General features: G+C 73.0%; 21 protein-coding genes and 1 pseudogene. 7 read left to right on the top strand and 15 right to left on the bottom strand.

Going from position 1 to position 24,912, the window contains the following annotated elements; genetic code table 11:
- Positions 1 to 32: 32 nt before the first annotated feature.
- The 3 genes from OG552_RS09485 to OG552_RS09475 all read right to left on the bottom strand — a co-directional run bounded on the left by OG552_RS09485 (position 33) and on the right by OG552_RS09475 (position 3,631).
- Positions 33 to 812 (bottom strand): SDR family oxidoreductase, encoded by a 780-nt coding sequence (locus tag OG552_RS09485; RefSeq protein WP_329131203.1) that lies wholly within the window; start codon positions 810 to 812, stop codon positions 33 to 35.
- Positions 813 to 1,142: 330 nt separating this feature from the next.
- Complete coding sequence (locus tag OG552_RS09480; protein WP_329131201.1) at positions 1,143 to 2,411, bottom strand: MFS transporter; 1,269 nt, start codon at positions 2,409 to 2,411, stop codon at positions 1,143 to 1,145.
- 179 nt (positions 2,412 to 2,590) lie between these two features.
- Positions 2,591 to 3,631: a Gfo/Idh/MocA family protein gene (locus OG552_RS09475; RefSeq protein WP_329131199.1), complete on the bottom strand. Its 1,041-nt coding sequence runs from the start codon at positions 3,629 to 3,631 to the stop codon at positions 2,591 to 2,593.
- An 84-nt stretch (positions 3,632 to 3,715) separates the two neighbouring features.
- Here OG552_RS09475 and OG552_RS09470 point away from each other — a divergent pair, with 84 nt between their 5' ends.
- The 3 genes from OG552_RS09470 to OG552_RS09460 are packed head-to-tail and all read left to right on the top strand — an operon-like array spanning position 3,716 to position 6,460.
- Positions 3,716 to 5,092 (top strand): multidrug effflux MFS transporter, encoded by a 1,377-nt coding sequence (locus OG552_RS09470; protein ID WP_329131197.1) that lies wholly within the window; start codon positions 3,716 to 3,718, stop codon positions 5,090 to 5,092.
- A gap of 47 nt (positions 5,093 to 5,139) precedes the next feature.
- The gene (locus tag OG552_RS09465) at positions 5,140 to 5,337 is read left to right on the top strand and encodes a hypothetical protein (RefSeq protein WP_329131195.1); all 198 of its coding nucleotides are present in this window, start codon (positions 5,140 to 5,142) and stop codon (positions 5,335 to 5,337) included.
- Complete coding sequence (locus tag OG552_RS09460) at positions 5,303 to 6,460, top strand: serine hydrolase domain-containing protein (RefSeq protein WP_329131194.1); 1,158 nt, start codon at positions 5,303 to 5,305, stop codon at positions 6,458 to 6,460. The genes OG552_RS09465 and OG552_RS09460 overlap by 35 nt, the downstream gene beginning before the upstream one ends.
- Before the next feature lie 71 nt (positions 6,461 to 6,531).
- Here the strand turns inward: OG552_RS09460 and OG552_RS09455 are convergent, their stop codons facing one another.
- Positions 6,532 to 7,725, bottom strand: coding sequence for a YncE family protein (locus OG552_RS09455; RefSeq protein ID WP_329131192.1), 1,194 nt, complete (start codon positions 7,723 to 7,725; stop codon positions 6,532 to 6,534).
- Positions 7,725 to 8,510: a polysaccharide deacetylase family protein gene (locus OG552_RS09450; protein WP_329131190.1), complete on the bottom strand. Its 786-nt coding sequence runs from the start codon at positions 8,508 to 8,510 to the stop codon at positions 7,725 to 7,727. The genes OG552_RS09455 and OG552_RS09450 overlap by 1 nt, the downstream gene beginning before the upstream one ends.
- Positions 8,511 to 8,703: 193 nt before the next feature.
- Between OG552_RS09450 and OG552_RS09445 the strand changes: the two are divergent.
- Positions 8,704 to 9,876 (top strand): annotated as a pseudogene (locus tag OG552_RS09445) (glycosyltransferase family 4 protein); the annotation flags it as partial.
- A gap of 454 nt (positions 9,877 to 10,330) precedes the next feature.
- On the opposite strand, the gene OG552_RS09440 reads toward OG552_RS09445, so the two are convergent.
- Positions 10,331 to 11,806 carry a sugar transferase gene (locus OG552_RS09440; RefSeq protein WP_329131188.1) on the bottom strand — a complete coding sequence of 492 codons (1,476 nt, stop codon included), beginning with the start codon at positions 11,804 to 11,806 and terminating at the stop codon, positions 10,331 to 10,333.
- Positions 11,807 to 12,162: 356 nt separating this feature from the next.
- Between OG552_RS09440 and OG552_RS09435 the strand changes: the two genes are divergently transcribed.
- Positions 12,163 to 13,170, top strand: coding sequence for a small ribosomal subunit Rsm22 family protein (locus OG552_RS09435; protein ID WP_443070900.1), 1,008 nt, complete (start codon positions 12,163 to 12,165; stop codon positions 13,168 to 13,170).
- Here the strand turns inward: OG552_RS09435 and corA are convergent.
- The 4 genes from corA to OG552_RS09415 all read right to left on the bottom strand — a co-directional run bounded on the left by corA (position 13,167) and on the right by OG552_RS09415 (position 17,803).
- Complete coding sequence (gene corA / locus OG552_RS09430; RefSeq protein WP_329131186.1) at positions 13,167 to 14,297, bottom strand: magnesium/cobalt transporter CorA; 1,131 nt, start codon at positions 14,295 to 14,297, stop codon at positions 13,167 to 13,169. The two genes, OG552_RS09435 and corA, sit on opposite strands and share 4 nt — an antisense overlap.
- Positions 14,297 to 15,874, bottom strand: a complete 1,578-nt coding sequence (locus tag OG552_RS09425; RefSeq protein WP_329131184.1) for a phytoene desaturase family protein — start codon at positions 15,872 to 15,874, stop codon at positions 14,297 to 14,299. Before OG552_RS09425 ends, corA begins: the two co-directional genes overlap by 1 nt.
- Positions 15,875 to 15,975: 101 nt before the next feature.
- The gene (ddaH, locus tag OG552_RS09420; RefSeq protein ID WP_443070899.1) at positions 15,976 to 16,797 is read right to left on the bottom strand and encodes a dimethylargininase; all 822 of its coding nucleotides are present in this window, start codon (positions 16,795 to 16,797) and stop codon (positions 15,976 to 15,978) included.
- Between the two features lie 352 nt (positions 16,798 to 17,149).
- On the bottom strand, positions 17,150 to 17,803 hold the full coding sequence (locus tag OG552_RS09415) for a biliverdin-producing heme oxygenase (RefSeq protein ID WP_329131182.1): 654 nt from the start codon (positions 17,801 to 17,803) through the stop codon (positions 17,150 to 17,152).
- Between the two features lie 242 nt (positions 17,804 to 18,045).
- On the opposite strand from OG552_RS09415, the gene OG552_RS09410 reads away from it, so the two are divergent.
- Entirely contained in the window at positions 18,046 to 18,855 is an 810-nt protein-coding gene (locus tag OG552_RS09410) for a bifunctional DNA primase/polymerase (RefSeq protein WP_329131180.1), read from the top strand.
- A 24-nt stretch (positions 18,856 to 18,879) separates the two neighbouring features.
- Here OG552_RS09410 and OG552_RS09405 read toward each other — a convergent pair whose 3' ends face one another.
- On the bottom strand, positions 18,880 to 19,845 hold the full coding sequence (locus OG552_RS09405; RefSeq protein ID WP_329131178.1) for a hypothetical protein: 966 nt from the start codon (positions 19,843 to 19,845) through the stop codon (positions 18,880 to 18,882).
- Between the two features lie 132 nt (positions 19,846 to 19,977).
- Complete coding sequence (map, locus tag OG552_RS09400; RefSeq protein ID WP_329131175.1) at positions 19,978 to 20,835, bottom strand: type I methionyl aminopeptidase; 858 nt, start codon at positions 20,833 to 20,835, stop codon at positions 19,978 to 19,980.
- 75 nt (positions 20,836 to 20,910) lie between these two features.
- Between map and OG552_RS09395 the strand changes: the two genes are divergently transcribed.
- Positions 20,911 to 21,144, top strand: a complete 234-nt coding sequence (locus OG552_RS09395) for a hypothetical protein (protein ID WP_329131173.1) — start codon at positions 20,911 to 20,913, stop codon at positions 21,142 to 21,144.
- A 28-nt stretch (positions 21,145 to 21,172) separates the two neighbouring features.
- Here OG552_RS09395 and OG552_RS09390 read toward each other — a convergent pair whose 3' ends face one another.
- From OG552_RS09390 to OG552_RS09380, 3 genes are all read right to left on the bottom strand, one after another.
- Positions 21,173 to 22,483, bottom strand: a complete 1,311-nt coding sequence (locus OG552_RS09390) for an MFS transporter (RefSeq protein ID WP_443070898.1) — start codon at positions 22,481 to 22,483, stop codon at positions 21,173 to 21,175.
- A 523-nt stretch (positions 22,484 to 23,006) separates the two neighbouring features.
- A complete protein-coding gene (locus tag OG552_RS09385) occupies positions 23,007 to 23,819 on the bottom strand; it encodes a hypothetical protein (protein WP_329131171.1) in 813 nt (270 codons plus the stop codon).
- 38 nt (positions 23,820 to 23,857) lie between these two features.
- Complete coding sequence (locus OG552_RS09380) at positions 23,858 to 24,883, bottom strand: thiopeptide-type bacteriocin biosynthesis protein (protein WP_329131169.1); 1,026 nt, start codon at positions 24,881 to 24,883, stop codon at positions 23,858 to 23,860.
- Between the last annotated feature and the right edge of the window lie 29 nt (positions 24,884 to 24,912).

The raw sequence follows: 24,912 nt of genomic DNA, 5'->3' as shown, positions 1-24,912 counted from the left end.
ACTTCAAGCAGCAGGCGGACACAATCTGTGGATCAGCCGCGGCCGATGTACGGCATGGTGGTCGCCATCACCGTGGCGAACTGCACGTTCGCGGTCAGCGGCAGCTCCGCCATCTGGTGGACGGTGCGGGCGACGTCCGCGACGTCCATCACCGGCTCGACGGCGGTGGTGCCGTTCGGCTGCAGGATGCCGGTACGCATCCGGCTGGTCATGTCGGTGGCCGCGTTGCCGATGTCGATCTGGCCGCAGGCGATCCGGTAGGGGCGGCCGTCGAGTGAGAGCGACTTGGTCAGACCGGTCATGGCGTGCTTGGTGGCGGTGTAGGCGATGCTCTGCGGGCGCGGGACGTGCGCGGAGATCGAACCGTTGTTGACGATCCGGCCGCCCTGCGGGTCCTGCTCCTTCATCTGCCGGAAGGCGGCTTGGGCGCAGAGGAAGGCGCCGTGCAGATTGACGTCGACCACGGCCCGCCACTGGTCGAACGCCAGGTCCTCCAGCGGGACCGCGGGGCCGAAGGCACCGGCGTTGTTGAAGAGCAGGTCGAGCCGGCCGCAGCGCTTGCGGACCGCGGAGAACAGGGCGGTCACGTCGGACGGCCGGGTGACGTCGCAGGGCACCGGGAAGGAGCCGGGTGCCAGCGTCGCGGTCTCCTCCAGCGGGTCCGGGCGCCGGCCGGCCAGCGCGACCGTCCAGCCGCCGGCGGCCAGCTCGACCGCGACGGCCCGCCCGACGCCGGAACCGGCGCCGGTGACCACGGCGATCCGCGCGGGGCCTTCGGGGTGCGGGCTGTTCTGGTTCTCGTCGTCGCTCATAGCACCGCAGCGTAGGCGGTCCGGCTCCGCCGTACCCGGCACGACGTGCGGTGGAGTGCGCGGGGCGGTGCCCTCGGCCGGCCGGGGCGCGCCGCAGCGAGGGCCCGGTCGTCCCGCCCCAGCCGGCGGCGAGGCCGGACGACCGCTGCGGATCGTGCCGGGTCATTCCCCCGGCTCGGCGGGCAGTTCCGCGTCCAGTGCCGCGCAGTGACGGTGACCCGGGTGCCGGAACGGGGCCGGGCGGCGACGGGATGCCGGGCGCCGCGCGTGGCGGTGAAGGGTACGAAGGCCGGCATGGACGGGGCCGCGGGGGCGGATCGGCGCCGGGGGTCAGGAGGAGAGCGTCGTGACGGGCGACCGGAGGTCGTCGGGCGGGCCGATCCCGCTGCGGCCGGCCCCGCGGCCGGGGAGGAGCAGGAGCGGCGTGGCCAGCATCAGGGCGCCGGCGCAGGCGATGGCGGGGCGGGGGCCGGTGAGGGTGCTGAGGAGGCCCCAGCAGCCCGTGAGGGCCGCGATCGCGGCTTTGGCGGTGATGGACCAGGCCGTGAGGGTGCGGGCGACGCGGTCGGTGGGGGTGTGTTCGAGGCGGTAGGCGGCGAAGACCGGGTTGAAGACGCCCATGCAGGTGATCAGGCCGAACTCGGTGGCCATGACGGCGACCAGGCCGCCCGGGCCGGGGCCGACGAAGGCCAGGCCGGCGGACCAGCAGGCACGCAGCACCCCGCTGGTCCGCATCACCCGGTGCTGCCCGAAGCGGGTCACCAGTGGCCGGGCCAGACGCGAACCGAGGAGGCCGCCGAGGCACGGCACACCGAAGGCCAGGCCGTACTGCCAGGGCGCGAAGCCCAGATCGCGCAGGAGGAGCACCGCCAGCAGCGGGGCGGTCGCCATGACCAGGCCGTTGACCAGCACGGTGTTGAAGAAGAGCGGGCGCAGCCGCGGGTGGCGCAGGATGTACCGCCACCCCTCGGCGATGTCACCGGCGCCGAACCGCTGGGCGGACCTGCCGGCCGGCGCCTCCTCACGGCCGCCGATCGCCCGGATGCCGAGCGCCGAGAGCAGGTAGCTGCCCGCGTTGAGCGACACCGTCGTCATCGGCCCGAACCAGCCGATCGCGGCGCCGCCCAGCGGCGGACCCAGCGCGGTCGCGGTCCAGGTCGTCGTCTCGAACCGGGCGCCGGCCGCCAGCAGACCGGCCGCCGGCACCAGGGCCTTCATGCACGCGCCGCTCGCCGCGGTGAAGACGATGTCGGCCGCCGCCACGATCACCGACACCACGACGAGCTGCCCGAAGTCCAGCCACCCGAGGGCGTACGCGGCCGGTACGGACAGCAGGCTCAGCAGCCGGACCAGATCCATCGCGATCATGACCGGGCGTTTGCGGCGGAACTCCACCCACGGCCCGAGCGGCACCGCGATCAGCGCGCCCGCCGCCAGCCCGGCCGCGGACAGCGCGGACACCTGGGCGGCACTGCTGTGCAGTACCAGCACGGCGATGAGCGGAAAGGCGTCGAGTGCGAGCCAGGTGCCCGCCGTACTCGCTGCGAACGCCGCCCACAGCCACCCGAACTCCCGGCCCAGCGACTGCCGTTGCCCCACCACTGCCTCCCGGCCGGTCCGCCCCGCGCCACCGCGCCCCGATCGGGAGATCCAACCGCCGCAGGCGGGTGGCGGCCAAATCACCGCCGCCTCCGCGTGGCGCCACCGGCCGGGGCGGGCCGTGCCGGGGAATGGGCCGCCGTCCGGCCGGTGGTGCCACGCAGGGGTGGCGACCCCGGTCAGTCCAGGTCCACCCCGGCGTACCGCACGCCGATCCGCTCCCGGATCCGGTCCAGCGTCCGCATTACCGCAAGCGACCCGTCCAGCGGGACCAGCGGCGACTCGGTCTCACCGGCCCGCAGGCAGCGCATGACCTCGATGGCCTCGTGCCGCATGGTGGCACGCTCGGTGTCGGAGTGGACGTCGGCCAGGCGTACGGTCCGCGGGGTCTGCTCGCCGCGGCCGTGGACGGTGAAGGAATCCGGGCAGAAGAAGTTCCCGGCGATCTCGATCCGGCCCTGGGTGCCGCTGATCATGGCGGGCGCGCCGGTCTCCGCGGTGAAGGTGCAGCTGAGCGCGGCCACCGCGCCGCTCTGCCAGCCGAGCACGATGGCGGTGTTGTCGTCCACCGCCTCCGGGGTGAGATGCGCCACCGCCTGCACCGTGTCGGGCTCGCCGAGCACCAACTGGGCGAAGGAGACCGGGTAGACGCCGAGGTCGAGCACCGCGCCGCCGCCCTGCCGCGGGTCGCGCATCCGGTGCTCGGGCCCGAAGTCGCCGACGAAGCCGAAGTGCGCCGAGACGTGGAGCACGTCACCTATCGCGCCGTCGGCGATCAGCCCGGTCATGTGCCGGATCAGCGGGTTGCAGTACGTCCACATGGCTTCCATCAGGAACAGCCCGCGGGACCTGGCCAGTTCCACCAGTTCGGTTGCCTCACGGGTGTTGATGGTGAACGCCTTCTCGCAGAGCACCGCCCGTCCGGCCTCCAGACAGAGCGCAGCCGCCTCCCGGTGCGCGGAGTGCGGGGTGGCCACGTAGACCACGTCCACCTCGTCGTCCGCCGCCAGTTCGGCCCAACTGCCGTACGCGCGCGGGATGCCGTACCGCTCGGCGAACGCCTTGGCACCCGCCTCGGTCCGCGAGCCGACCGCCACCACCTCGGCGTCCGGCAGCGATTGCAGCGCCTCGGTGAAGGTCGCCGCGATCCCGCCGGTCGCCAGGATGCCCCAGCGGATCTTCCGCGTGCCCGTGCCCGTGCCTGTGCCTGTACCGCTCACAGCGTCCACCTGTCTCGCCTCTCGATATGCCCGTCCGACGATCTCTCCCGGCTGAAAGAATAAGGAACGATTCAACTACTTCCCATGGAGAGTGCCGCCGTGCCGGACGCCGGGCCGTCGATCCCTGCGCAGACCACCGCAACACCCACCACTTCCGCTTCCCCCTCCTCCGCCTCCTCCGCCTCCTCCCCGTCCTCCCCGTCCTCCCCGTCCTCCGCTTCCACCTCCCTCACCCCTCCCGCCCCAGCAGCTCAGCGCCACGTCAGCCTGCTCGTCACCCTCGTCCTCGGCGGCCTCACCGCACTGCCGCCGCTGTCGATGGACATGTATCTGCCCGCGCTGCCGCAGGTCACCGACGCCCTGCACGCACCCGCGGCCACCGTGCAGCTCACCCTCACCGCCTGTCTGGCCGGGATGGCCCTCGGACAGCTGGTGGTCGGCCCGCTCAGCGACCGCTGGGGCCGCCGCCGCCCGCTGCTGGCCGGCATGGTGGTCTACGTCCTGGCCACCGTCGTCTGCGCCTTCGCCCCCTCGGTCGAGCTGCTGACCGGCTTCCGGCTGCTGCAGGGCCTGGCCGGCTCGGCGGGGATCGTCATCTCCCGCGCGGTGGCCCGCGATCTCTACGACGGCGTGGAGATGGCCCGCTTCTACTCGACGCTGCTGCTGATCTCCGGGGTCGCCCCGATCATCGCGCCGACGATCGGCGGCCAGATCCTCCGCTTCACCGACTGGCACGGCATCTTCTGGGTCTGCGCCACCGTCGGGACCCTGCTCACCGTCGTCGTCTGGCGCCGGCTGCACGAGACGCTGCCGCCGGAGCGGCGGCACACCGGGGAGCTGAGGGACACCTTCGGCTCGATGCGCCGGCTGATCGCCGACCGGGTCTTCACCGGTTACGTGCTCACCGGCAGCTTCTGCTTCGCGGCGCTGTTCACCTATGTCTCGGCGTCGCCGTTCGTGGTCCAGGACATCTACGGCGCCTCCCCGCAGACCTTCAGCCTGCTCTTCGGCCTCAACTCGGTGGGCATCGTCGGCGTCGGCCAGCTCAACGGCAAGGTGCTGGTCGGCCGGGTGGACATGGACAAGGTGCTGGCCGTCGGCCTGGTGCTGGTCACCTCCGCGTCGGCGGCGCTGGTACTGCTCACCACCGGGGTCTTCGGCCCGCCCGGGCTGCCGGCCATCGCCGCCGGGCTCTTCGTCCTGATGGCGTCGCTGGGCCTGGTGCTGCCCACCAGCAACACCCGGGCGCTGCTGCGGACCAAGCGCGCCGCCGGTTCCGCCTCGGCGCTGCTGGGCACCTCGTCCTTCCTCTTCGGCGCGGCACTGTCGCCGCTGGCCGGGATCGCCGGGGACGGGACCGCGGTGCCGATGGCCGTGGTCCAGCTGTCCTGCACGCTGATCGCCTGCGCGGCCTTCGCCGGGCTCTGCGTCCGCGGGCGGCGTACGGTGGAAGGACCGTAGGGCGCACCCGACGGGGTGGGCGCCGACACCCTCTTCAGGAGGACGCGATGTCCGACGTTCCGGACGAAAGCAAGTGGGCCTTCAAGTCGCCCGACAGCGTGCTGCACACTGGGTCGGAACACGAGGTGGACCCGGAGGACCTGGTGATGGCCTCCGGCCGGGAACCCACCCCGGAGCTGATCGAGAAGGCCCGTCAAGCACTGGAGAAGAATGGCGCCGCCGCTGTCGAAAGGTCCCTCCCCTGACGCGGCGGGTCTCGACCCGGGACAACTGAACCGGATCGTCCCCGAGCTGGCCCGGTACCTGCGGCCGGCGCCCGCACACCCCTGGTGTGCGGGCGCCGTGGTCCTGGCCGGACGCGGGCGTACGGTCGCGCTGCACGAGGCGATCGGCTGGGCGGTGCGCTACTCCGGTTACGACGAGCACACCGACCGCGGGGTCGGGCTGCCGCTCGACGCGTGGGTGCCGATGCGGCCGGACACGGTCTTCGACCTGGCGTCGCTCACCAAGCTCTTCACCGCGGTCGTCGCGGTGCAGCAGATGGGGCACGGGAATCTGGACCTGGACGCCCCCGTCGGCGCGTACGTGCCGGTCGCCGAGAAGCGGATCACCGTGCGGCACCTGCTCACCCACACCTCGGGCCTCCGCCCGGAGCTGCCGCTGTACGACCTGCCGGACGCCGCCGCCCGGGCCGCGGCACTGGCAGCGGAGGAGCCGCTGACCGCGCCCGGCGCCACCCGGGTCTACTCCGACCTCAACCTGCTGCTGCTCCAGGCGGTCCTGGAACGGATCACCGGCCGCCCGGTGGACCGGCTGATCGACGACGGGATCACCGGACCGCTCGGTATGACCGACACCCGCTTCAACCCGCCGGCCTCCTGGCTGCCCCGGATCGCCGCCACCGAGGACCAGCGCAGGCCCTGGGGCAAGCTCGACCGGGGCATGGTGCACGGCAGTGTGCACGACGAGAACGCGTACGCGATGGGCGGCGTCGCCGGGCACGCGGGTCTCTTCTCCACCGCCTGGGACCTGGCGCTCTTCGCCCGGGCGCTGCTCGACGGCGGCGGGGCGATACTGCGCACCGACTCCGTACGGCTGCTGCTGGGCGGGCTCACGGCGCCCGACGGGAGCCGCCGCCCGCTGGGCTTCGAGGCCGACCAGCCGTGGTTCATGGGCGAGTTGGCGGGCCGGGGCGCGGTCGGCCACACCGGGTTCACCGGTACGAGCCTGGTCCTCGACCCGGCCACCGACACCTTCCTGGTGCTGCTCACCAACGCCGTCCACCCGGTGCGCACCTGGCGTGACGGCAACGCTCCGCGGGCCGCCGCCGCGACCAGGCTGGCCCGGGCGGTGCGGAAGAGGGACTGAGAAGAGGGACTGAGAAGAGGGACTGAGAAGAGGGACTGAGAAGAGGGACCGAGCGGCCGGGGGACCGGGGTCTAGCGGAAGATCCCGGTGTGGCCGAGCGAATAGCGGCCCGGCTGCGGGTAGACGGCCAGGCCGTGCGGGCCCGCGCCGACCGGGATCTTGGCGAGCGTCCTGCCGGTGGCGGTGTCGAGCGCGTACACCTCGCCGTCGTACCGGCCGGAGAGCCACAGCACCTTGCCGTCGGCGGAGACACCGCCCATGTCGGGGCTGCCGCCGCCCTTGATGTGCCACTTCTTGACCAGCTTGCCGGTGGCGAACTCCAGCAGCGAGACCGAGCCCTCCTCGCGGTTGGAGATGTACATGTACTTCGAGTCGCGCGAGACGTACAGGCCGTGCGCGCCCGCGCCGGTGTGCATCAGCACCGGCTTGGAGAAGGTGTCGCCGTTCATCGTCCACACCCCGTCGGCCACCATGTCGGCGATGTACCAGGTCCTGCCGTCCGGGGAGATCTTCACGTCCTGCGGCATCGCGTCGGCCAGCGGCAGCCGCTGCCGGCCGATCACCTTCATCTTCTCGGTGTCCACCTTCAGCAGTTCACCGCTGAACTCGCAGGAGACGATGAAGTACGTGCCGTCCGGCGAGAAGTCGGCGTGGTTGACGCCGTAACAGCTCACCGGGACGGTCTTCTTCACCGCCATGGTGTGCGCGTCCCGGAACACCAGTTGCCGGTCGAGCGAGGCCATCACCACCGCGTACTTGCCGTCCGGGGTGAAGTAGAGGTTGTACGGGTCGTGCACGGCGACCGGCTTGCCGGTCTTGCCGGTGGCCGGGTCCAGCGGGGTCAGCGAGTTGCCGACGTCGTTGTTGATCCACAGCGTCTTGAGGTCCCAGGACGGCACCACGTGCTGCGGCTGCTGCCCCACCGCGATGGTCTCGATCACCTTGTACGTCTTCGGGTCGATGACGGAGACCGTGTTGGACTCGGTGTTGGGCACGTAGACCCGCGACGGGAAGTTCCGCACCACCGGGGAGAGGGCGTTCGGCCGGTCGGCGGCGTAGACGTCCTTCTGGTCGAGCAGCGGGGGCATCCCGGGCAGACCGGGGGGCAGCGCGGGGCGGACCACCGCCTCGGGGGCGGCCTTGGCCTTCACCGGGGCCGGGGCGTGCGACTGCGTTCCGGAGTCGCCGCAGCCCGCGGCGGCCACGGTGACGGCGGCGAGCAGGGCGGCGGCGAGGGTGCGGCGGGTACGGCGGGTACGGCGCATCAGGCAAGCAGCTCCGAGGTCGTGACCGCGCGGATGCCCCGGCGGTGCAGGTCGTCGAGGATTCCGGGCAGCGCCGCCACGGTGCCGGCGTGCCCGAAGTGCAGGGAGACCACCGAGCCGTTGCGGGTCAGCCGGGCGGTCTCGGACCGCACCGCGTCGGCGCCCGGGTCGGAGTAGTCACGCGGGTCCACGTCGTAGGACAGCAGGTGCGGATAGCCGGCCTGCCGGGCGAGCCGGACCACCAGGGGGGTGGCGAGCCGGCCCTGCGAGGGCCGGAACCAGCGGCCCGGCGAACCGGTGAGCCTGCGCAGCCGCTCGGCGCAGCCGGCGATCTCGGCGGCGGCCGTGGCCCGCTCCATCGCGTCGATGTTCCCGTGCGTCTGGGTGTGGTTGCCCAGTTCATGGCCGCCGTCCAGGATCCGGCGGGCGAGTTGGGGATACGCGTCCAGCCAGCTGCCCACGGCGAGCACGGTGAGCCGCGCGCCGGCCCGCTCCGCCTCGGCCAGCAGGGCGGTGGCCAGCGCGGGTTCGCCCTGGCCGTGGAAGGTGAGCGCGACCTGGGGGCGGTCACGGGGGCCGTGCTCGACCTGGTCGGGCAGCGGGGGAGCCGGTACGGCGGTGGGGGACGCGGGCGGGGTCCCGGTCGCGGGCGGGGCGGCGGACGTCCGGGACGCCGGCGGTACGGGTGACGAGCCGTCAGCGGGCGCGGCGGGCGGGTGCGCGCACCCGGCAAGCAGCGCTCCCGAGGCGGTCACCTGGAGAAGGTTTCGGCGCGAGATGGACATCGCGCATCACTGTAGGGCGGATGGTCTGTTATACCCTCGTATGCCGCGGGTGACCGGGCCCGCGTCGCGCGGATGGCCCTGACCGCGGCGGAGCCCAGCGGTGACGGTGGGCCAGGTCGTAGGGTGGGCTTGGCTTCGTTTCCGGGGGAAGGAAGAATCCGTGGCCGTTTCCGGCGCACGCCGCCGACTGCTGCTGGTCTCCACCAACTACGCGCCGGAGCAGGCCGGTACGAGCCGCTACGCGACCCAGATCGCCGAACAGTGGGCGGCCGGCGGCGCCGAGGTGCACGTCCTGGCCGGTATGCCGCACTACCCCGCGTGGCGGCTCGACCCGGCGTACGCGGGGGTGAAGCAGGCCGAGGAGGAGCGCGGCGGCGTGCTGGTGCACCGCCGCAGCCATACGGTGCCGGCCCGGCAGACCGCGCTCGGCCGGGTCCGGTTCGAGGTGTCGGTACTGCGCGGCGGCCTCAAGGCGGCGCCCGCGATCGAACGGCCCGACGCGGTGGTGGCCCAACTGCCGACGCTCGCCGCCGGGGTGCTCGGCGCCCGGCTCGCCCGGCAGTACGGGGTGCCCTATGTGCCGGTGGTACGGAATCTGCTGGGCTCGCGCGGCACCAGGGGCCGGGCTCTGTCGGTGCCGGCCGGGTGGGTGGAGCGGTACGCGCTGCGCAGGGCCGCGCTGGTCGGGGTGGTGCACGAGTCGATCGTGGCGGAGGTCGCCGCGCTCGGGGTGCCCGCGGAACGGATCCGGCTGATACCCAACTGGTCGCATCTGCCCCGCCCTTCACGTCCCCGCGAGGAGATGCGGGCCCGGCTGGGCTGGCGGCCGGGGCAGACCGTGGTGCTCTACTCCGGCGCGCTCGGCGCGGAGCAGGACCTGGACACGCTGGTGGCGCTGGCCCGGCTCGACCCCGGGCTGCGGGTGGTGCTGATGGGCGAGGGTGAGCGCCGCGAGGAGCTGCGGGCGCTGGCCGGCGGGCTGCCCAACCTCGACTTCGCGCCGACCCCGGAGGACGCCGAGTATCCGGATGTGCTGGGCGCGGCGGACGCGCTGCTGATCACCCAGCGGGCGGGGCTCGGCGGTACGGGCATCCCGCCGGAGCTGGCGGCCTGTCTCGCCGCCGGGCGGCCGGTGGTCGCCGCGGTGCCGCCGCGGGGTGCGACCGCCCAGGAACTCGGCCGCTCGGGAGCGGGGGTGCTCGTCGCACCGGAGGACCCGCGGGCACTCCTGGCGGCGGTGCACGCGCTCGTCGCCAACCCGGCGCGGGCCGCCACCCTGGCCGCGAACGGCCCCGCCTACGCCGCCGCCCACCTCAGCCGCGAGGCCGGCCTCACCCGCATCGACGCGCTCCTCGCCGAGGCCCTCTCCACCACCCCCACGGTGCGGGGTGCCCCCGCGGAACCGCCCGTCCCGCCCCGTCCGAGCGCCCCCCCGGCCGCCCCGGGTGACGGGGTGCCCGCCGGGGCGGACACGAGCGGGACGCCGGTTGCTCCGCCGCTGCCGCCCGTCCCGCCGCAGGTCGCCGCGCAACCGTCCGTCTCTGCGGTGCCTCCCGTCCCGCCCCGGCCGAGTGAGCCCCCGGCCGCCCCGGGTGATGGGGCGCGCGCCCGGGTGGAGGCGGGTGAGGCGCCGCCCGTTCCGGGGGTGCCGCCCACCCCGGCCCAGCCCGGTGAGGCGCCGCCCGTTCCGGCGAAGCCGCCCGTTCCGCCGGGCGGCGGAGGGGTGGACACGCCGTCGCGTGGGGGTTTGTGAACGGCCCGCCGGCGGACGCGGGTTGGGCGTCCGGGGGCGGGCCGTCGCCGGTCGACCGGCGGAGCCGTCAGTACGCGCCGCGTCCGTCCACGACGGCCCGCAGGGTGCGGGCCATCACATCGACGTCCGCGGTGAACGACCAGTTGTCGACGTACCGCAGGTCCAGCGTGATCGTCTCGTCCCACGACAGGTCACTGCGCCCGCTGACCTGCCACAGTCCGGTGATGCCGGGCCTGACGGCGAGCCGCCGCACCTCGACCTTGTCGTAGCGCGCCACCTCCTCCGGCAGCGGCGGACGCGGGCCGACCAGCGACATCTCGCCGCGCAGCACATTGACCAGCTGCGGGAGTTCGTCCAGCGAGTAGCGGCGCAGCACCCGGCCGACCGGAGTCACCCGGGGGTCGCGCCGCATCTTGAACATCAGACCGTCGTTCTCGTTGGCGCCCGTGCGCTCAAGGTCGGCCTTGCGGGCATCCGCGTCAGCGACCATCGTGCGGAACTTCCACATCAGGAACGGCGTGCAGTTCTGGCCGTACCGGGTCTGCTTGTAGAACACCGGCCCCGGCGAAGTGCACCGGATGGCCACCGCCACCATCGCGAAGAGCGGCGAGAGCAGCAGCAGCCCGAAGGCGGCCCCGGCCCGGTCCACCAGCGACTTCAGCGCGATCTGCAGACCGTGCCGCAGCGGCGGCGCGATGTGCAGCATGGTGAGCCCGGCGGGCGCGTCCATCTGCACCCTGCGGGGCGCCACATCGATCAGCCCCGGCACGATCGCCACCGGGGTCCTCGCGTCGTGCAGCGTCCAGCACAGCCGCCGCAGCCGTTCCGCTGACAGCCGCGGGCCGGGTGCGACCAGCACCAGTTCCGCGTGGTGCTCGCGGGCGGCGCCCAGCACGATGGCACCGTCCTCACTGTGGCTGTCCGGTTCGACCGAGCCGAGCCGCGCGGTCACCGGGGCCCCGCACTCCAGCTTGGCGTTGCCGACCGGGACCACCCCGACCACCACGTACGCGTGCTCGGTCCTGGCCGCCAGATGTCCCACCACATGGTCGGCGGTGCCGGGTTCGCCGATCACCAGGACCCGGCGGACCGCCTGCGCGGACTTGCGGTCCGAGATCAGGTGGCGCTGGGTCAGATTGCCGCCGACCATCGTCAGCAGCGGCGCGAGCGCCACTCCCACGAAGGCCACCACCGGGCGGACGACTTCGCCGCACGCGGTGCGGAGCACGGCAAGTACCCCGAGCAGCACCATCCAGTCGCCGAGGGCCGCGAGGATGCCCCGGGTCTCCCCGAGGGCAGCCGCCGCGTATCTCCGGCGGATCGCGCGGATGAACGGCCACAGGGCGGCCGCGATCAGCGCGCAGACCAGCGGATGCGGCTGGCCGGTGTGGCGCAGGATCAACAGGACGGGGACACCGGACCCGAGGGTGTCCACCGCCAGGGCCAGCGGCAGGTACCAGGCCGCCTTGTCCCCGTAGGTGCTGTGCGCGGAGTGCACACTGTGCTTGCCGTGCCGGCGCCGCTTGAGACAGGGCCCGGGCACGCCAAGGGCATCGGCGGAACCCGATGCCCTGGTGTCGAAGGGTTGCGGAGCGGAACTCCGCACGTGTCTGGGCTCGCTTTCCACCGATGTGGACATGCCCGGTATGACCGGGTTTGCTCCGATACGCCGCATGGACCCCCCATGGCACATCGCGACTGCTGAGCGTTCCAGCACTTCCCCAAGCACTGGACGCGCCCTGACAACTGCGAACGCTAGGCCAACCGGGTGGTGCTCCGCTGCGGATTGCACAGATTCGAGCCGATGTTATGACCGAGTTCACGCGGCTATGGCGCTTCTGGGGGCACTCGCGGTAAGGGGGACGATACCGGTGTGACCGGCCCTTACAGTTGGGGCTTGTGCCCACAGTTCCCCTGCCGGACGATCTCCGCCACGCACTCGCCGACCAGCTGCACGCCACCGCGCCGAGCCACGCCTCCGCGCAGGTCGAGCGGCTGATCGAGAACTACCGCGGTACGACGCCGACCGCCGCCCCGATCCTGCGCGAAGCGGCGGACGCCGCCGCCTATGCCGCGTACCGGATGCCCGCCACCTACGCCGCGGTGCGGACCGCGCTGGGCGCCCTGCGGGAGCGGGCGGGCGGCTGGGCGCCGGCCACGCACCTGGACCTGGGCGGCGGGACAGGCGCGGCCACCTGGGCCGCGGCCGACGCGTGGGACCCCGCGCGGCACGCCAGTACGGTGCTGGACTGGTCGCAGGCCGCGCTCGACCTCGGCCGCCGGCTGGCCCGGCAGGCCGAGGAACCCGCCGTCCGCGACGCCGAGTGGACCAGGGCGCCGCTCGGCGCCTCCGCCCAGCTGCCCGCGGCCGACCTGATCACCGTCTCCTATGTGATCGGCGAACTCACCCGCGCCGACCGGACCTCGCTCGTCGACGCCGCCGCGACCGCCGCCCGGGGCGCCGTCGTGGTCGTCGAACCCGGCACCCCCGACGGCTACGCCCGGGTCATCGAGGCCCGCGACCGGCTGATCGGCGCCGGCCTGACCGTACTGGCTCCCTGCCCGCACGACGCGGCCTGCCCGGTCACCGGCAACGACTGGTGCCACTTCGCCGCCCGCGTCCCCCGTACGTCCCTCCACCGCCAGATCAAGGGCGGCACGCTGCCCTACGAGGACGAGAAGTTCTCCTATGTGGCCGCGGTCCGCCCCGCCGCCGTCACCGCGGGCCCGGCCGCCAACCGTGTGGTGCGCCACCCCCAGATCCGCAAGGGCCTGGTCCTCCTCGACCTGTGCACCACCGCCGACGGCCTCACCCGCACCCCGGTCTCCAAACGGCAGGGCCCCCTCTACCGCACCGCCCGCACCGTCGACTGGGGAGACTCCTGGCCGCCGGAGCCGGCCGGCTAGAGCCAGCCGTACCGGCGGAACGCGCGGTAGCACAGGGCCGACAGCGCCGCCGTCACGCCCAGCATCAGCGGATATCCGAAGGTCCAGCGGAGCTCGGGCATGTGGTCGAAGTTCATGCCGTAGAAGCCGGCGATCATGGTGGGGATGGCCAGGATCGCGGCTGAGGCACTGATCCGGCGCATGTCCACGTTCTGCTGCACCGCCAGTTGGCTGAGATTCGCCGCCAGCAGCCCGTCCACCAGCTCGCTGTAACCCGCCAACCGCTCCCGCACCTGCGACAGATGGTCCGCGACATCCCGGAAGTAGCGCCCCATCTCCGCGTTGATCAGCGCGTCGGACTCCTCGCTGAGCCGCTGCAGCGGCCGGGCCATCGGGTGCACCGCCCGTTTGAACTCGATCAGCTCCCGCTTGAGCTGGTAGATCCGCTCGGCGTCGTCCCCGTGGGTCGCCGAGAAGACGTCCGACTCCAGTTCCTCCACGTCGAGTTCGACCTCGTCGGCGACGTCCAGGTAGTCGTCGACCACCTGGTCGGTGATGGCGTGCAGCACCGCGGCCGGCCCGTGCCCCAGCATCTCCGGGTGCTGCTCCAGCGCCCGCCGCACCCGGGTGAGGCCGGGCGCGCTGCCGTGCCGTACCACCACCACGAAGTCGGTGCCCAGGAAGATCATCAGCTCGCCGGTGTCGACCACCTCGCTCGTCGCGGTGAGCTTCTCGTGCTCCACGAAGACGATCGTCTTCAGCACCAGGAAGAGCGTGTCGCCGTACCGCTCCAGCTTCGGCCGCTGGTGGGCCTGCACCGCGTCCTCCACCGCGAGCGGGTGCAGCCCGAACACCTCGGCGATCTCGGCCAGGTGCTCCTGCTCCGGCTGGTGCAGCCCTATCCACGCGAACCCGCCCGGCCGCTTCCGCGCCGCCGCCAGCGCCTCGCCCGGCGGCAGCGACGCCACCCGGCAGCCGTCCTCGTACACCGCGCAGTCCACCACCACGTCGGCGGTGCGGCGCCGCTGCCGCGGCAGGCCGCCGTCCTCGCCGAGGGTGTGCCACTTGCTGCCACCGCGCAGCCACTGGCGGCCGATGGAGCGACGGGTGCCGTTCTTGTGGTGAATGATCCTTGGCCTGTGGGTCATCATGCCTTCTCCAGTACCGCCATGGCCGCGTTGTGCCCCGGGACACCGCTGACTCCGCCGCCGCGGACCGCGCCCGCGCCGCAGAGATAGACGTTCGCATACCCCGTGCCGACTCCCCACCGCCCGGTGGTGCTCGTCACGTCCTCCGCGCCGTGCACGCCGTCCGTTCCGTCGGCGTACGGCCAGGACAGGTCCTTGTGGAAGATGTGACCGCCCGGCAGCCCCACCTCGCGCTCCAGGTCCAGTGGCGACTTCGCCTCCAGGCAGGGCCGGCCGTCCGCGTCCAGCGCCAGGCAGTCCGCGAGCGGCTCGGCCAGCACCGCGTCCAGTTGCGCCAGTGTCGCCGCCAGCAGCGCTTCCTTGGCGCCCCGCGGGTCGTCCTCGAAGAGCCGGGCGGGCGCGTGCAGACCGAAGAGGGTCAGCGTGTGCGTGCCCCGCGCGGCCAGTTCGGGGGAGAGGACCGAGGGGTCGGTGAGGCTGTGGCAGTAGATCTCCGACGGCGGCGCGTCCGGCAGCCGGCCCGCCGCGGCCTGTTCGTACGCGGTCTGCAACTGCCGGTAGGACTCGGCGATGTGGAAGGTGCCGGCGAACGCCTCCCGGGGGTCCACCGCGGTGTCCCGCAGGGCCGGCAGCCGGCGCAGCAGCATGTTGACCTTCAGCTGGGCGCCCTCGGGCCGGGGCGGCGGCTCCTGGCCGAGCAGCCCGGCCAGGGCGTACGGCGAGGCGTTGACCAGGACGTGCCGGGTGCCGACGGTCAGGCCCTCTCCGTACGTCACCTCCGCGTGTACGCCGTCGGTGGCGATCGAGGTCACCTCGGCGCCGGTGACGATCTCCGCGCCGGCCGCGCGGGCCGCCGCCGCCAGCGCGTCGGTGAAGGCGCCCATGCCGCCGATGGGCACGTCCCAGTCGCCGGTGCCGCCGCCGATCACGTGGTAGAGGAAGCAGCGGTTCTGCCGCAGTGAGGGGTCGTGGGCGTGGGTGAAGGTGCCGATCAGCGCGTCGGTGAGGACCACCCCGCGGATCAGGTCGTCGCTGAACTCCCGCTCCACCGTCACGCCCAGCGGCTCCTCGAAGAGCGCGCCCCAGGCGGCCGGGTCGCCGATCCGGCGTTCGAGTTCGGCGCGGCCGGGCAGCGGCTCGGTGAGCGTCGGGAAGACGGCTTCCGCGACCCGGCGGGTCATCGCGTAGAACCGCTGCCAAGCCTCGAAGTCCCGGTCGGAGCCGGTGAGTTCCCGGAACTGCTGCCGGGTGCGGCCGTCGTCCTCGGCGTCCACGAGCAGTCCGGTGTCACCGGCCGGGGTGTAGGAGGAGATCCGGCGGCGGCGGACCGCGAAGCGCAGGCCGAGCTCGTCGGTGATCTTCCGGGGCAGCAGGCTCACCAGATAGGAGTAGCGCGACAGCCGCGCGTCCACCCCGGTGAACGCCCGGGTGGACACCGCGGCCCCGCCGGTGCCGGGCAGCCGCTCCAGCAGCAGCACCCGGCGTCCGGCGCGGGCCAGATAGGCGGCGGCGACCAGTCCGTTGTGGCCGCCGCCGACGATCACGGCGTCGTACGAGGCGTGGGTCGTAGTGGGCATGGCGGCACCTTACGGGGGCAAGCCGCAGGCAGGGCAGGTGCCGCGGCGCCGCGCCGCGTCCGACGTGTCCTGCCGGTCCCGCGGGCGGACGCCGCTGTGTGTCAGACCCGGCCCGGCCTGAGTTCCTGGGTGCAGCACTTCACGCTGCCGCCCGCCTTGTGCAGCTCCGACATGTCGACCGGGACGGGTTCGAAGCCCCGGGCCCGCAGGGGTTCCCGCAGTCCGGTGGCGGCCCGGGGCAGCAGGACGTTGCGGCCGTCGCTGACCGCGTTGAGCCCGAGCACGGCGGCGTCCTCCTCAGTGGCCTGCAGGGCGTCGGGGAAGAGCCGGGCCAGTACCGTGCGGCTGTCCGCGGAGAAGGCGCCCGGGTAGTACATGATCTCGTCCCGGGCGTCGTCCAGTACCGCGAGGGCGGTGTCCAGGTGGTAGTAGCGCGGGTCGGTGAGTTCCAGGCTGACCACCGGCCGCCCGAAGAACTCCTGCGCCTCGTCGTGCGCGAGCGGGCTGCTCCGGAAGCCCTGCCCGGCCAGCAGCCAGGAGGCGGTGACCGCGAAGTCGCCCTCCCCTTCGTTGACGTGCTCGGGCTCGCGGACCTCGGCGAAGCCGGCGGCCCGGAACCAGGCGAGGTGCGCGGGCGCCTCGGCGGTCCGCTCCGGATTGGCGAACCGCGCGCCCAGTACCCGGCCGCCGACCACGGTGGCGCCGTTGGCCGCGAAGACCATGTCGGGCAGGCCGGGCAGCGGGTCCATCACCTCGACGGTGTGGCCGAGGGCCCGGTACCGGTCCCGCAGGTCCTCCCACTGGAACAGGGCCAGCGCCGGGTCGACCGGCTTGGTCGGGTCCATCCACGGGTTGATCGAGTACGTCACGCGGAAGTGCGCCGGCGGGCACATCAGATACCGGCGGGGCGTCGCACTGCGCAATGGGGGCTCCTCGGAGGGTGGTTGAGTGCCTGACCTGCACGGAATCGTCCCCCCGGGCGGACGGTCGGCCCGCCGGGAGGACGCAGAGCCTATGGCTGCATTGTGCGGCCGGATCTGTCTGTGCGCACCGGGGGCGGTCGCGTTCCTGCCCCGCGGGAGGTGTTCCCCGAACCGGTCGGTGGGTTAGGTTAGCCTTACCTTGCCTGGCAGTCCGGAGGAGTCCCCGTGCCGTTCTTCCGCCGTACCCGGATCCGCCCCGGCTGACCTCCCGAACCCGCGGCCGACACCGCGAGCCCCGGGTGGGGACCCCGCGCGGGTCCCCGCCCGGCGGAACCCCGCCCGCCCCGGTGTCTCAGGCGCTCAGCGGGAAGGCCGCCCCGAGTTCCGCGAAGACGTCCGTGTTCAGCGTGAAGGCGTTCCCGCACTCCTCCACCACCCGCAGCCGCTCCAGCTCGTCCACCGCCAGGGCGTCCAGCAGCTCCCGGTACTCCCGCTTGAAGGCGGCGGGGTTGGGGATGCCCTCGAAGACGTAGAAGCGCACGCCGTCGCCCCTGTGCTCGAAGCCCCAGCTCTTCTCGGCGATGCCCCGGATCACCTGGCCGCCGGAGAGGTCGCCGAGGTAGCGGGTGTAGTGGTGGGCGACATAACCGGCCGGCCAGTCGCGGGCGACCTCCGTGACCCGGGCGGCGTAGCGGGCGGTGGCCGGAAGCGGCTGGGCGCGGTCCTGCCAGCCGGGGCCGAGCAGATGGTCGAGGTCCCGCTCCAGGGACGCCACCCGGAGGAGTTCGGGTCTGAGGAAGGGCCCCGCCACCGGATCGTCCGCCAGCCGCACGGCACCGTCCTCCAGCGCCCGGTAGACGTACCAGAGCTGCTCGGTGTACCGGGCGTACGCGGCCACCCCGAGCCGGCCTCCCAGCAGGTCCGACATGAAAGCCGAGTTCTCCGCCTCGGTGTGCTGCTGCCGGCTCGCGGTACGGATGACAGTGGAGAAAGGCGTCGGCGTCAACGGGACCTCCCGGGTCGCAGGCGGTGGACCGGCCGGTGCCACCGGCTCGATCCTGGCAACTTAGGTATACCTAAGTCAATGATTTCCCGACAACTTGTCGGGAAGAGTCGGAAGGAAGCTTTCCACCCCGGGTGGGTGTTCATTCCAGCCAAGGGGGAGGATGGCCCCAACCGTCCGCGTACCGTGTACCGCGATGGACGGGGGCCGGACCGGGGACGGGCCGGAGCGAGGGAAGGAGCTCGATGGCAGGCAAGAACAGGTTGTCCGGCTGGCTGCGACGCGGTGCGGACAGTGCTTCAGGTTCTGCCCGGGGCTTCGACCAGAGTTCCGTCCGCGGCTTCGACCGGGACTTCGCCCGCCCGGCCAAGGAGACCCGCGCCTCCCGCTCCCGTGACGCCCGCCAGGCGCTCGTCACCGCCCACCGTGACGAACTGATCACCGCGGCCGCCGGCGCCGGCCTGCCGCTCGCCCCCGCCGCGTATCCGGACGGCTACGGCTGCTCGTGCGACCGCATCGGATGTCCCATCCCCGGGCTCCACCCGGTCTCGCTCGCCTGGCAGACGCAGGCGAGCACCGAAGCGGAGCAGGTCGGCCAGTGGTTGCGCACGCAGCCGCTGGCCAATTTCGTCACCGCCACCGGCATCACCCACGACGTGCTCGACGTCCCCGCCGAGGCGGGCCGCCTCGCGCTGGAACGGCTCACCGCCGACTCCGCCACCCTCGGCCCGGTCGCCGCCCAGGGCGAGGGCCGGCTGCTCTTCTTCACCGCGACCCGCGGCACCCCGGCGGACGAGGACGAGTGGTGGCCGTGCCAGCTGGACTGCCACCCCGAGACCGCCGACGAGCACCCCGGCATCCGCTGGCACTGCCGCGGCAGCTACGTCCTGCTCCCCCCGGCCCGGCTGCCCTCCGGTGAGACGGTGAGCTGGCTGGAGGGCCACGGCCCCGATCTGCCGCTGCCCGACCCGCTGCCGGTGCTCGCCATCCTCAGTGACGCGTGCGCCCAGTTCGGTTACGAGACCGAGTCCGAATCGATGGCCTGGGGACGCTGAGCCCCCGGGCCGTACCGGCCGCGCCTACTGGCCGGTCGCCGCGACCAGCCCGGTCACCCGGCTGAGGAACGTCACCTTCGCGGAACCGCCGCTCTCCGGCACCGCCACCAGTTGCTGGCCCACGGTGGAGAGCGTCACCGAGGTCTTCGGGGTGCCCGTCATGAGCGCTTTGGTGTCCGGGTCCACCGTCAGCCGGTAACCGGCACGGTAGGTCGCCCGCGACTGGTGCCGGGTGCCGAAGAAGACCAGCGCGCCGCCGTCCTTCGTCCGCAGCGCCACCGGCTCGAAGTCACCGCCCCGCGCCGGCTGGTCGGCGTACTGCGTCACCGAGTTGGCGGTCCGCGCCCGGCTCGCCCGGTTGGCCCGCAGCTGCGAGGTCGCGTTCCCGCTCGCGAACTGCCCGCCGGTGCCCTGCTGGAGGTAGGCGGTGTACGCCGTCGCCACCTGCCCCGGCTGCACCAGCAGGTCGGTGCCCGCCGCCGGTACGGCCACCGCGTTGCCGTGCTCGTCGGTGGCCGTCGCGGGCACCTGCCCGGCGGCCGGGGCGGCCAGGAAGTCCGCCTTCCACGGCAGATCGGCCGCGGCCCGCCGGAAGACCAGCAGCCAGCGGCTGCCGGCGCCGCGGTTGACGGCCGCGTCGGCCACGAAGAACTTCGGCCAGCCGACCTGGCGGGGTATCAGGAAGTGGGCGTCGGAGAAGGCCAGCGGCCGGAAGGACGGGTTGCCCGCCGGGTGGTTGGCGTGCTTCGCCCGCAGCCCCGCCTGGTCGATCGCGCCCAGCGGACCGGCCTCGACGGTGCCGATCAGCGCCGGGTCGTACGCCTTGGTGGCCGCGTTGTTGACCGCCGCGAAGTGCGTCAACACCTCGGCGGCCCTGGCGGGTTGGACGGAGGGGACGTTCTCCCGCTCGCCGTGCACGGTCATACAGCCGGTCAGTGGCGCGGCCAGCGCGAGGAGCGCCGCCCCCCAGCGCAGCCTGCGGCGGATCATGACGTGCCTGCCCCCTCGTATCCCCTGGGGCCCCTGGAATGTCATGGTGGCCCCCGCTGTCCCGCGCGGTCCGTCGCGCGGGCCGCCCCGCCTCCCCGGCGGAAACGCGGCCACCCTACCGGGCGCCGCCGCTCAGGGCAGCGTCAGGACCTCGGCCCCGTCCGCGGTGACGACCAGCGTGTGCTCGAACTGGGCGGTCCGCTTACGGTCCTTGGTGACGACCGTCCAGCCGTCGTCCCAGATGTCGTACTCGTGGGTGCCCAGCGTCAGCATCGGCTCGATGGTGAAGGTCATCCCGGGCCGCATCACGGTGGTGGCCCGCGGGTCGTCGTAGTGCGGGATGATCAGCCCGGAGTGGAACGAGGTGTTGATCCCGTGGCCGGTGAAGTCCCGGACCACCCCGTACCCGAAGCGCCGGGCGTACGACTCGATGACCCGGCCGATCACATTGATCTGCCGCCCCGGCCGTACCGCCTTGATCGCCCGGTCCAGCGACTCCCGGGTCCGCTCCACCAGCAGCCGCGACTCCTCGTCCACGTCGCCGACGAAGTAGGTGGCGTTGCAGTCGCCGTGCACCCCGTGGATGTACGCGGTCACGTCCAGGTTCACGATGTCGCCGTCCCGCAGCACCGTGGAGTCCGGGATGCCGTGGCAGATCACCTCATTGAGCGAGGTGCACAGCGACTTGGGGAAGCCCCGGTACCCCAGGTCCGAGGGATACGCCTGGTGGCCGACCATGTACTCGTGCGCGATCCGGTCCAGCTCGTCGGTGGTCACCCCGGGCGCGATGGCCTTCGCCGCCTCCTCCATCGCCCGGGCGGCGATCCGGGAGGCGATCCGCATCTTCGCGACGGTCTCCTCGTCCTGCACCTCCGGCCCGGTGTACGGGGTGGGGCCCGGCTTCCCGACGTACTCGGGGCGCGGAATCGAGGCGGGGACATGCCGGGTGGGCGACAGTTTCCCGGGGACGAGCAGTGACTGACCAGACATGCCGACGAGTGTATCGGCGCTCCTTGGGGCAAGCTGGCGGCAGGGACACCAGCCCGGACACCTCGGAGGACGACCATGGCGCTGTTCAAGGCCCGCAAGCCGGCCGGCAAGCCGGGCGAGTGGTTCTACTGCCTGGAGCACAAGACCGTCGAGGAGGGTCCCAACTGCCCGGCCAAGGACCGCTTCGGCCCCTATCCGTCCCGCGAGGAGGCGCAGCGCGCGATGGACGCGGCGGCGGAACGGAACCTGGAGTGGGACACCGACCCGCGCTGGCACGACAAGGGCGACGACCCGGAGGGCGACAAGTAGCCCGCCCCGCCGCGGCCGGCCCCCCGGATCAGCCGGCCTCCAGGCCCACAGGCACCACCGCCACCAGGCCCACCGCGGCGCGCGCGTCGTACCGCGTCAGCGCGGGCAGCGCCACCGCCACCAGGCCCACCGCGGCGACGCAGGCCAGGCCGCCGGACCAGACCGAGGCCCGGGCGGAGCTGATCGCGGCCACCCCGCCGGAGCGGACCTGGCCCAGCTGCGGGCCGACCGAGTAGGAGAGCAGCTCGATGCCGGCCAGCCGGCCGCGCAGTTCGTCGGGGATGGTCTGGTTCCACATGGTGCTGCGGCCGATGCCGCTGATCATGTCGAGCCCGCCGGCCGCGGTCAGGAAGAGCAGCACCAGCCAGATCTCCCCGGCCCACCCGGCGCAGGCCATCGCGGCGCCCCAGCCGGCCGCCGCGAGCACCACCATCCGCCCGTGCCGGTGCACCCGCGTCGACCAGCCGCTGGTCAGACTCACCAGCAGCGAGCCCACCGAACCCGCCGCGTACATCAGCCCCAGCGACCAGGGCGCGTGCAGGTCGTCGGCGAGGAACGGGTAGACCGCCACCGGGTAGGCGAAGAACATCGCGGCCAGGTCGATCGCGTAGGTGCCGAGGAGTTCCTTGCGGCTCCAGGCGTAGCGGGCGCCCGCCGCGATGCCGCGCAGCGACGGCGGTACGGCGTCGTGGGCCGCGGGGGAGCGGCGCAGGCCGAGGCCCAGGCAGACCGAGACCGCGAAGGTGGCCGCGTCGGCGGCGTACGCCCAGCTCAGCCCGGCCCAGGCGATCACCAGACCGGCGACGGAGGGGCCGGCGATGGCGCCCACCTGCCAGCGCAGGGCGTTGAGCGAGGCCGCCGCGGCCAGCTGCTCGCGCGGCACGATCCGCTGCACGATCGCGTCCAGCGCGGGGCGCTGCAGGCCGGTCAGGGCGCTCGACAGCGCGGCCATCACATAGAGCAGCCACACCATGGGGTGCGGCAGCAGCGTGTTCACCAGCAGGCCCAGTGCCAGCAGCCCCTGCGCCGCCTCGGTGGCGTTGATCAGCACCTTGCGGTCCATCGCGTCGGCCAGCGCCCCGCCGTACAGGCCGAAGACGATCAGCGGCACCAGCTCCACCGCGCCGATCGCGCCGACCGCGGCGGCCGACCCGGTCAGGTCCTTCAGCTGCACCGGCAGCGCCACCACGGTCAGGAAACTCCCGAACGTGGTGATGGCTCCGGCCATCCACATCAGCCGGAAGTCCTTCGAGTCCCGCCACGGCGCCAGATCCGGCAGCAGCGCGGTGCGTTTGGCGCCGGGGCGCGAACCGGTTTCATCATCCACCGACCGCACCATGCCTGCTCAGGCGGACCGGAGCAAAGCCTTTTCCTGACACCCCCCGCCGGCCCCGTCCGCGACAAGGCGAGCGGCAGCACCACCGCCCCCGCCGGACCCGGGCCCTGCAGACCACCGGTCCTGTCGGTCACGGACCTGCCGGTCCTGCGGTCCCGTCGGGCCTGGCGGGACCGGGCGGAGTCGCCGACTCGCCGGAGGCGTCGGACCTGTCGGTCCGCTGGACGCGGACCCGCCGGTCCTGCCGGTCCTGCCGGACCCGTCCGTCCGCCAGACGCGGGTCTGCCGGACCCGCCGGATCGGCCGGCGCACCGGGGCCTGCGGATCGCCGCGGACCCGGTCTTCCAGCTCGTGGAGCTGCGCAGGTGCGGCTCCGAGTACCGATGGGAGGTACTGGAAAGTCTTCCGCTCACGGTGCCAGAGTCCATCGGGGACTGTCCAGGGGCATGACTACCGTTACCGCCTTCCCACGCTCAGCAGGCGGCGACCAACGCGCCGACCAGGCGGTGTGCTCGCTCCGCAGAGGTCACTTCTGAAGGAGTGGACGGCTCAGCAGATGCGCCGCGCGCGAGCGGAGGGCCGCGAGGAGGTCTAAGTCGCGGCCGGTGTGAAGGAGTTGAGTTATGACGACGAGTTCGGCGTGGCGGCCCGCAGGGGTGTCGAGGATGTGGGCCAGCTCGTGGCGGACGCGGGCGGCGACGGCTGGAGCGAGGAGGCTGTGGCTGTGGAGGACTGCCGCGTCGTAGCTTGTCGGGGCGAGGCCCCAGCCTTCCCAGTCGAGGATGCGGAGGGTGGGGGCGCAGAGGTTGGCGAAGTGGAGGTCGCCGTGGGCGGTGGACCAGGACGGCGCCTCAGTGGTGATGGGAGTACCGAGGTAGCGGGGCATCGCGCGGTCGAGGAACGGCTGGTGGACGGAGAGGCGGTCCGTGGGGACCGTGGTGATGTCGGTGAGAGCGGTGGCGAGGTTCGTCCACCACGCGGGCGGGAGGTCGGGCGCCGTCGTCAGGGTGGGGGTGGCGGAGACGAGACGTTCGGGCTCGTAGTCATACAGCTCGGCGCGGTAGCTCCACGAGCCCTCGGTCCAGTCGTGGACGTCGCGTAGGCGAGGGCGTGGTATCGACGGCGGGAGGGACTTCTCGGCCTCAAGGGAGCCGTTCCAGAAGGTGGCGTTGATCTGGTCGGTCAGGGATCCAGCGAGGCGGAGCCAGGCTCGGCCGTCGGAAGCGGTGACTGGTCGGCCGTACGTACGGCCCTGCCAGCCCCACGCCTCCGCAGGGCCTGGAACCAGGTCGGGACGGACACCCAAGGCGGAGCAGGCCCGGCGTTGGGCAGTGCGCATGCGCTCGATCACGGCCGGGTCGTCGGGCTGTGGGTACATCAGGAAGCCGGGAGGCTGCCGCCGGGCGGCACGCTGACCGGATTCATCACGGTGTCGTGGGCGGCTCGCGCCAGGATGGCCTGAGTACGGCCAGGGAGACCGAGGCGGTTCCAGTGGAAGATCACGTGGTGGGCGAGGATGTCCCGTAAGCCGCGTTCCACGGTGCCGTCGTGTGCGGCACGGCCCAGGGACCGGCCCGCTGTGGTGAAGGCGGTTGCCCAGGGTGCCGCGAAGGCCAGGGGCCGGTCGGCGGCGAAGAGTGGGCTGTCGGGGCCGGTGTCCACGGTCATCAGGCGGCGGAGGCTTGCGGTCAGGTCATGCAGTCGGTGGGTGGGCGTATCCGCAGGCAGGGAGCGCATACTGGCCACCCGGTGCCAGATGTCGCCTTGTTCGTGCCACTCCTGTCCGGCTCCGTGGAACAGCGCGCTGCACAGCAGGACGGACAGCTCGCGGCGGCCGAGGGTGCGACCGGCCTCGCCCGTGTCGCCGCGACGACGGATGTAGTCGAGGATGGCGCTGCTGTCGGCGGAGAAGAGGTCGTGGGCGGCCTCCATGCCCTGGGGACCGCCGAACGCCAGGACTTCCGGCTCGTAAATCGTTTCCCACCACCGGCGCACCGGGCCCGCAGCGGTGAGGCTGTCCAGGACCGCGTTGACGCTCGCCCGTGTATCGGCGAGAGCACCCCCGGGACCAGGACGACAACGGAGCCGCCAGTACGGGGCCTTGCGGATGAACCACCAGGATCCGACCGCGGGGGTGAGCTGTTGCAGACGTGGGCCGAGGTGGTGGGCGCTTGTCTGTTCGGCGCCGTCCCAGGCGGGGAACTCGATGTGCACCTGGTACCAACGGCCCTCCGCAGGTTGCGCGTCGAGGGCCGCCTCTCCGGCTGCTTGGTACACCTCGACGGCGTCGGACAGGTCGGCGGGTTCCATGGCGAGACGTCCGGCGGCCTGGTCGAGCGGGATGCCGGCCAGCACGGCGAGTACGCCGTCCACCGTCCGGTGCGGCGCGGCGGGTGTTGTCACGGTGACGGCCCCTCGTTCGGTCGGGAAGC

Origin of the sequence: Streptomyces sp. NBC_01476, from assembly GCF_036227265.1 — a bacterium.
GTDB lineage: Bacteria > Actinomycetota > Actinomycetes > Streptomycetales > Streptomycetaceae > Actinacidiphila.
This window is presented reverse-complemented; position numbering and strand designations above follow the sequence as displayed.

Bases quoted from the DNA above. Each gene is read 5' to 3' on its own strand.
- OG552_RS09485 (WP_329131203.1), bottom strand. From the start codon at position 812: ATGAGCGACGACGAGAACCAGAACAGCCCGCACCCCGAAGGCCCCGCG.
- OG552_RS09470 (WP_329131197.1), top strand. From the start codon at position 3,716: ATGGAGAGTGCCGCCGTGCCGGACGCCGGGCCGTCGATCCCTGCGCAG.
- OG552_RS09465 (WP_329131195.1), top strand. From the start codon at position 5,140: ATGTCCGACGTTCCGGACGAAAGCAAGTGGGCCTTCAAGTCGCCCGAC.
- OG552_RS09460 (WP_329131194.1), top strand. From the start codon at position 5,303: ATGGCGCCGCCGCTGTCGAAAGGTCCCTCCCCTGACGCGGCGGGTCTC.
- OG552_RS09455 (WP_329131192.1), bottom strand. From the start codon at position 7,725: ATGCGCCGTACCCGCCGTACCCGCCGCACCCTCGCCGCCGCCCTGCTC.
- OG552_RS09450 (WP_329131190.1), bottom strand. From the start codon at position 8,510: ATGTCCATCTCGCGCCGAAACCTTCTCCAGGTGACCGCCTCGGGAGCG.
- corA (WP_329131186.1), bottom strand. From the start codon at position 14,297: ATGACCCACAGGCCAAGGATCATTCACCACAAGAACGGCACCCGTCGC.
- OG552_RS09425 (WP_329131184.1), bottom strand. From the start codon at position 15,874: ATGCCCACTACGACCCACGCCTCGTACGACGCCGTGATCGTCGGCGGC.
- OG552_RS09410 (WP_329131180.1), top strand. From the start codon at position 18,046: ATGGCAGGCAAGAACAGGTTGTCCGGCTGGCTGCGACGCGGTGCGGAC.
- OG552_RS09405 (WP_329131178.1), bottom strand. From the start codon at position 19,845: ATGATCCGCCGCAGGCTGCGCTGGGGGGCGGCGCTCCTCGCGCTGGCC.
- map (WP_329131175.1), bottom strand. From the start codon at position 20,835: ATGTCTGGTCAGTCACTGCTCGTCCCCGGGAAACTGTCGCCCACCCGG.
- OG552_RS09395 (WP_329131173.1), top strand. From the start codon at position 20,911: ATGGCGCTGTTCAAGGCCCGCAAGCCGGCCGGCAAGCCGGGCGAGTGG.
- OG552_RS09390 (WP_443070898.1), bottom strand. From the start codon at position 22,483: ATGGTGCGGTCGGTGGATGATGAAACCGGTTCGCGCCCCGGCGCCAAA.
- OG552_RS09385 (WP_329131171.1), bottom strand. From the start codon at position 23,819: ATGCGCACTGCCCAACGCCGGGCCTGCTCCGCCTTGGGTGTCCGTCCC.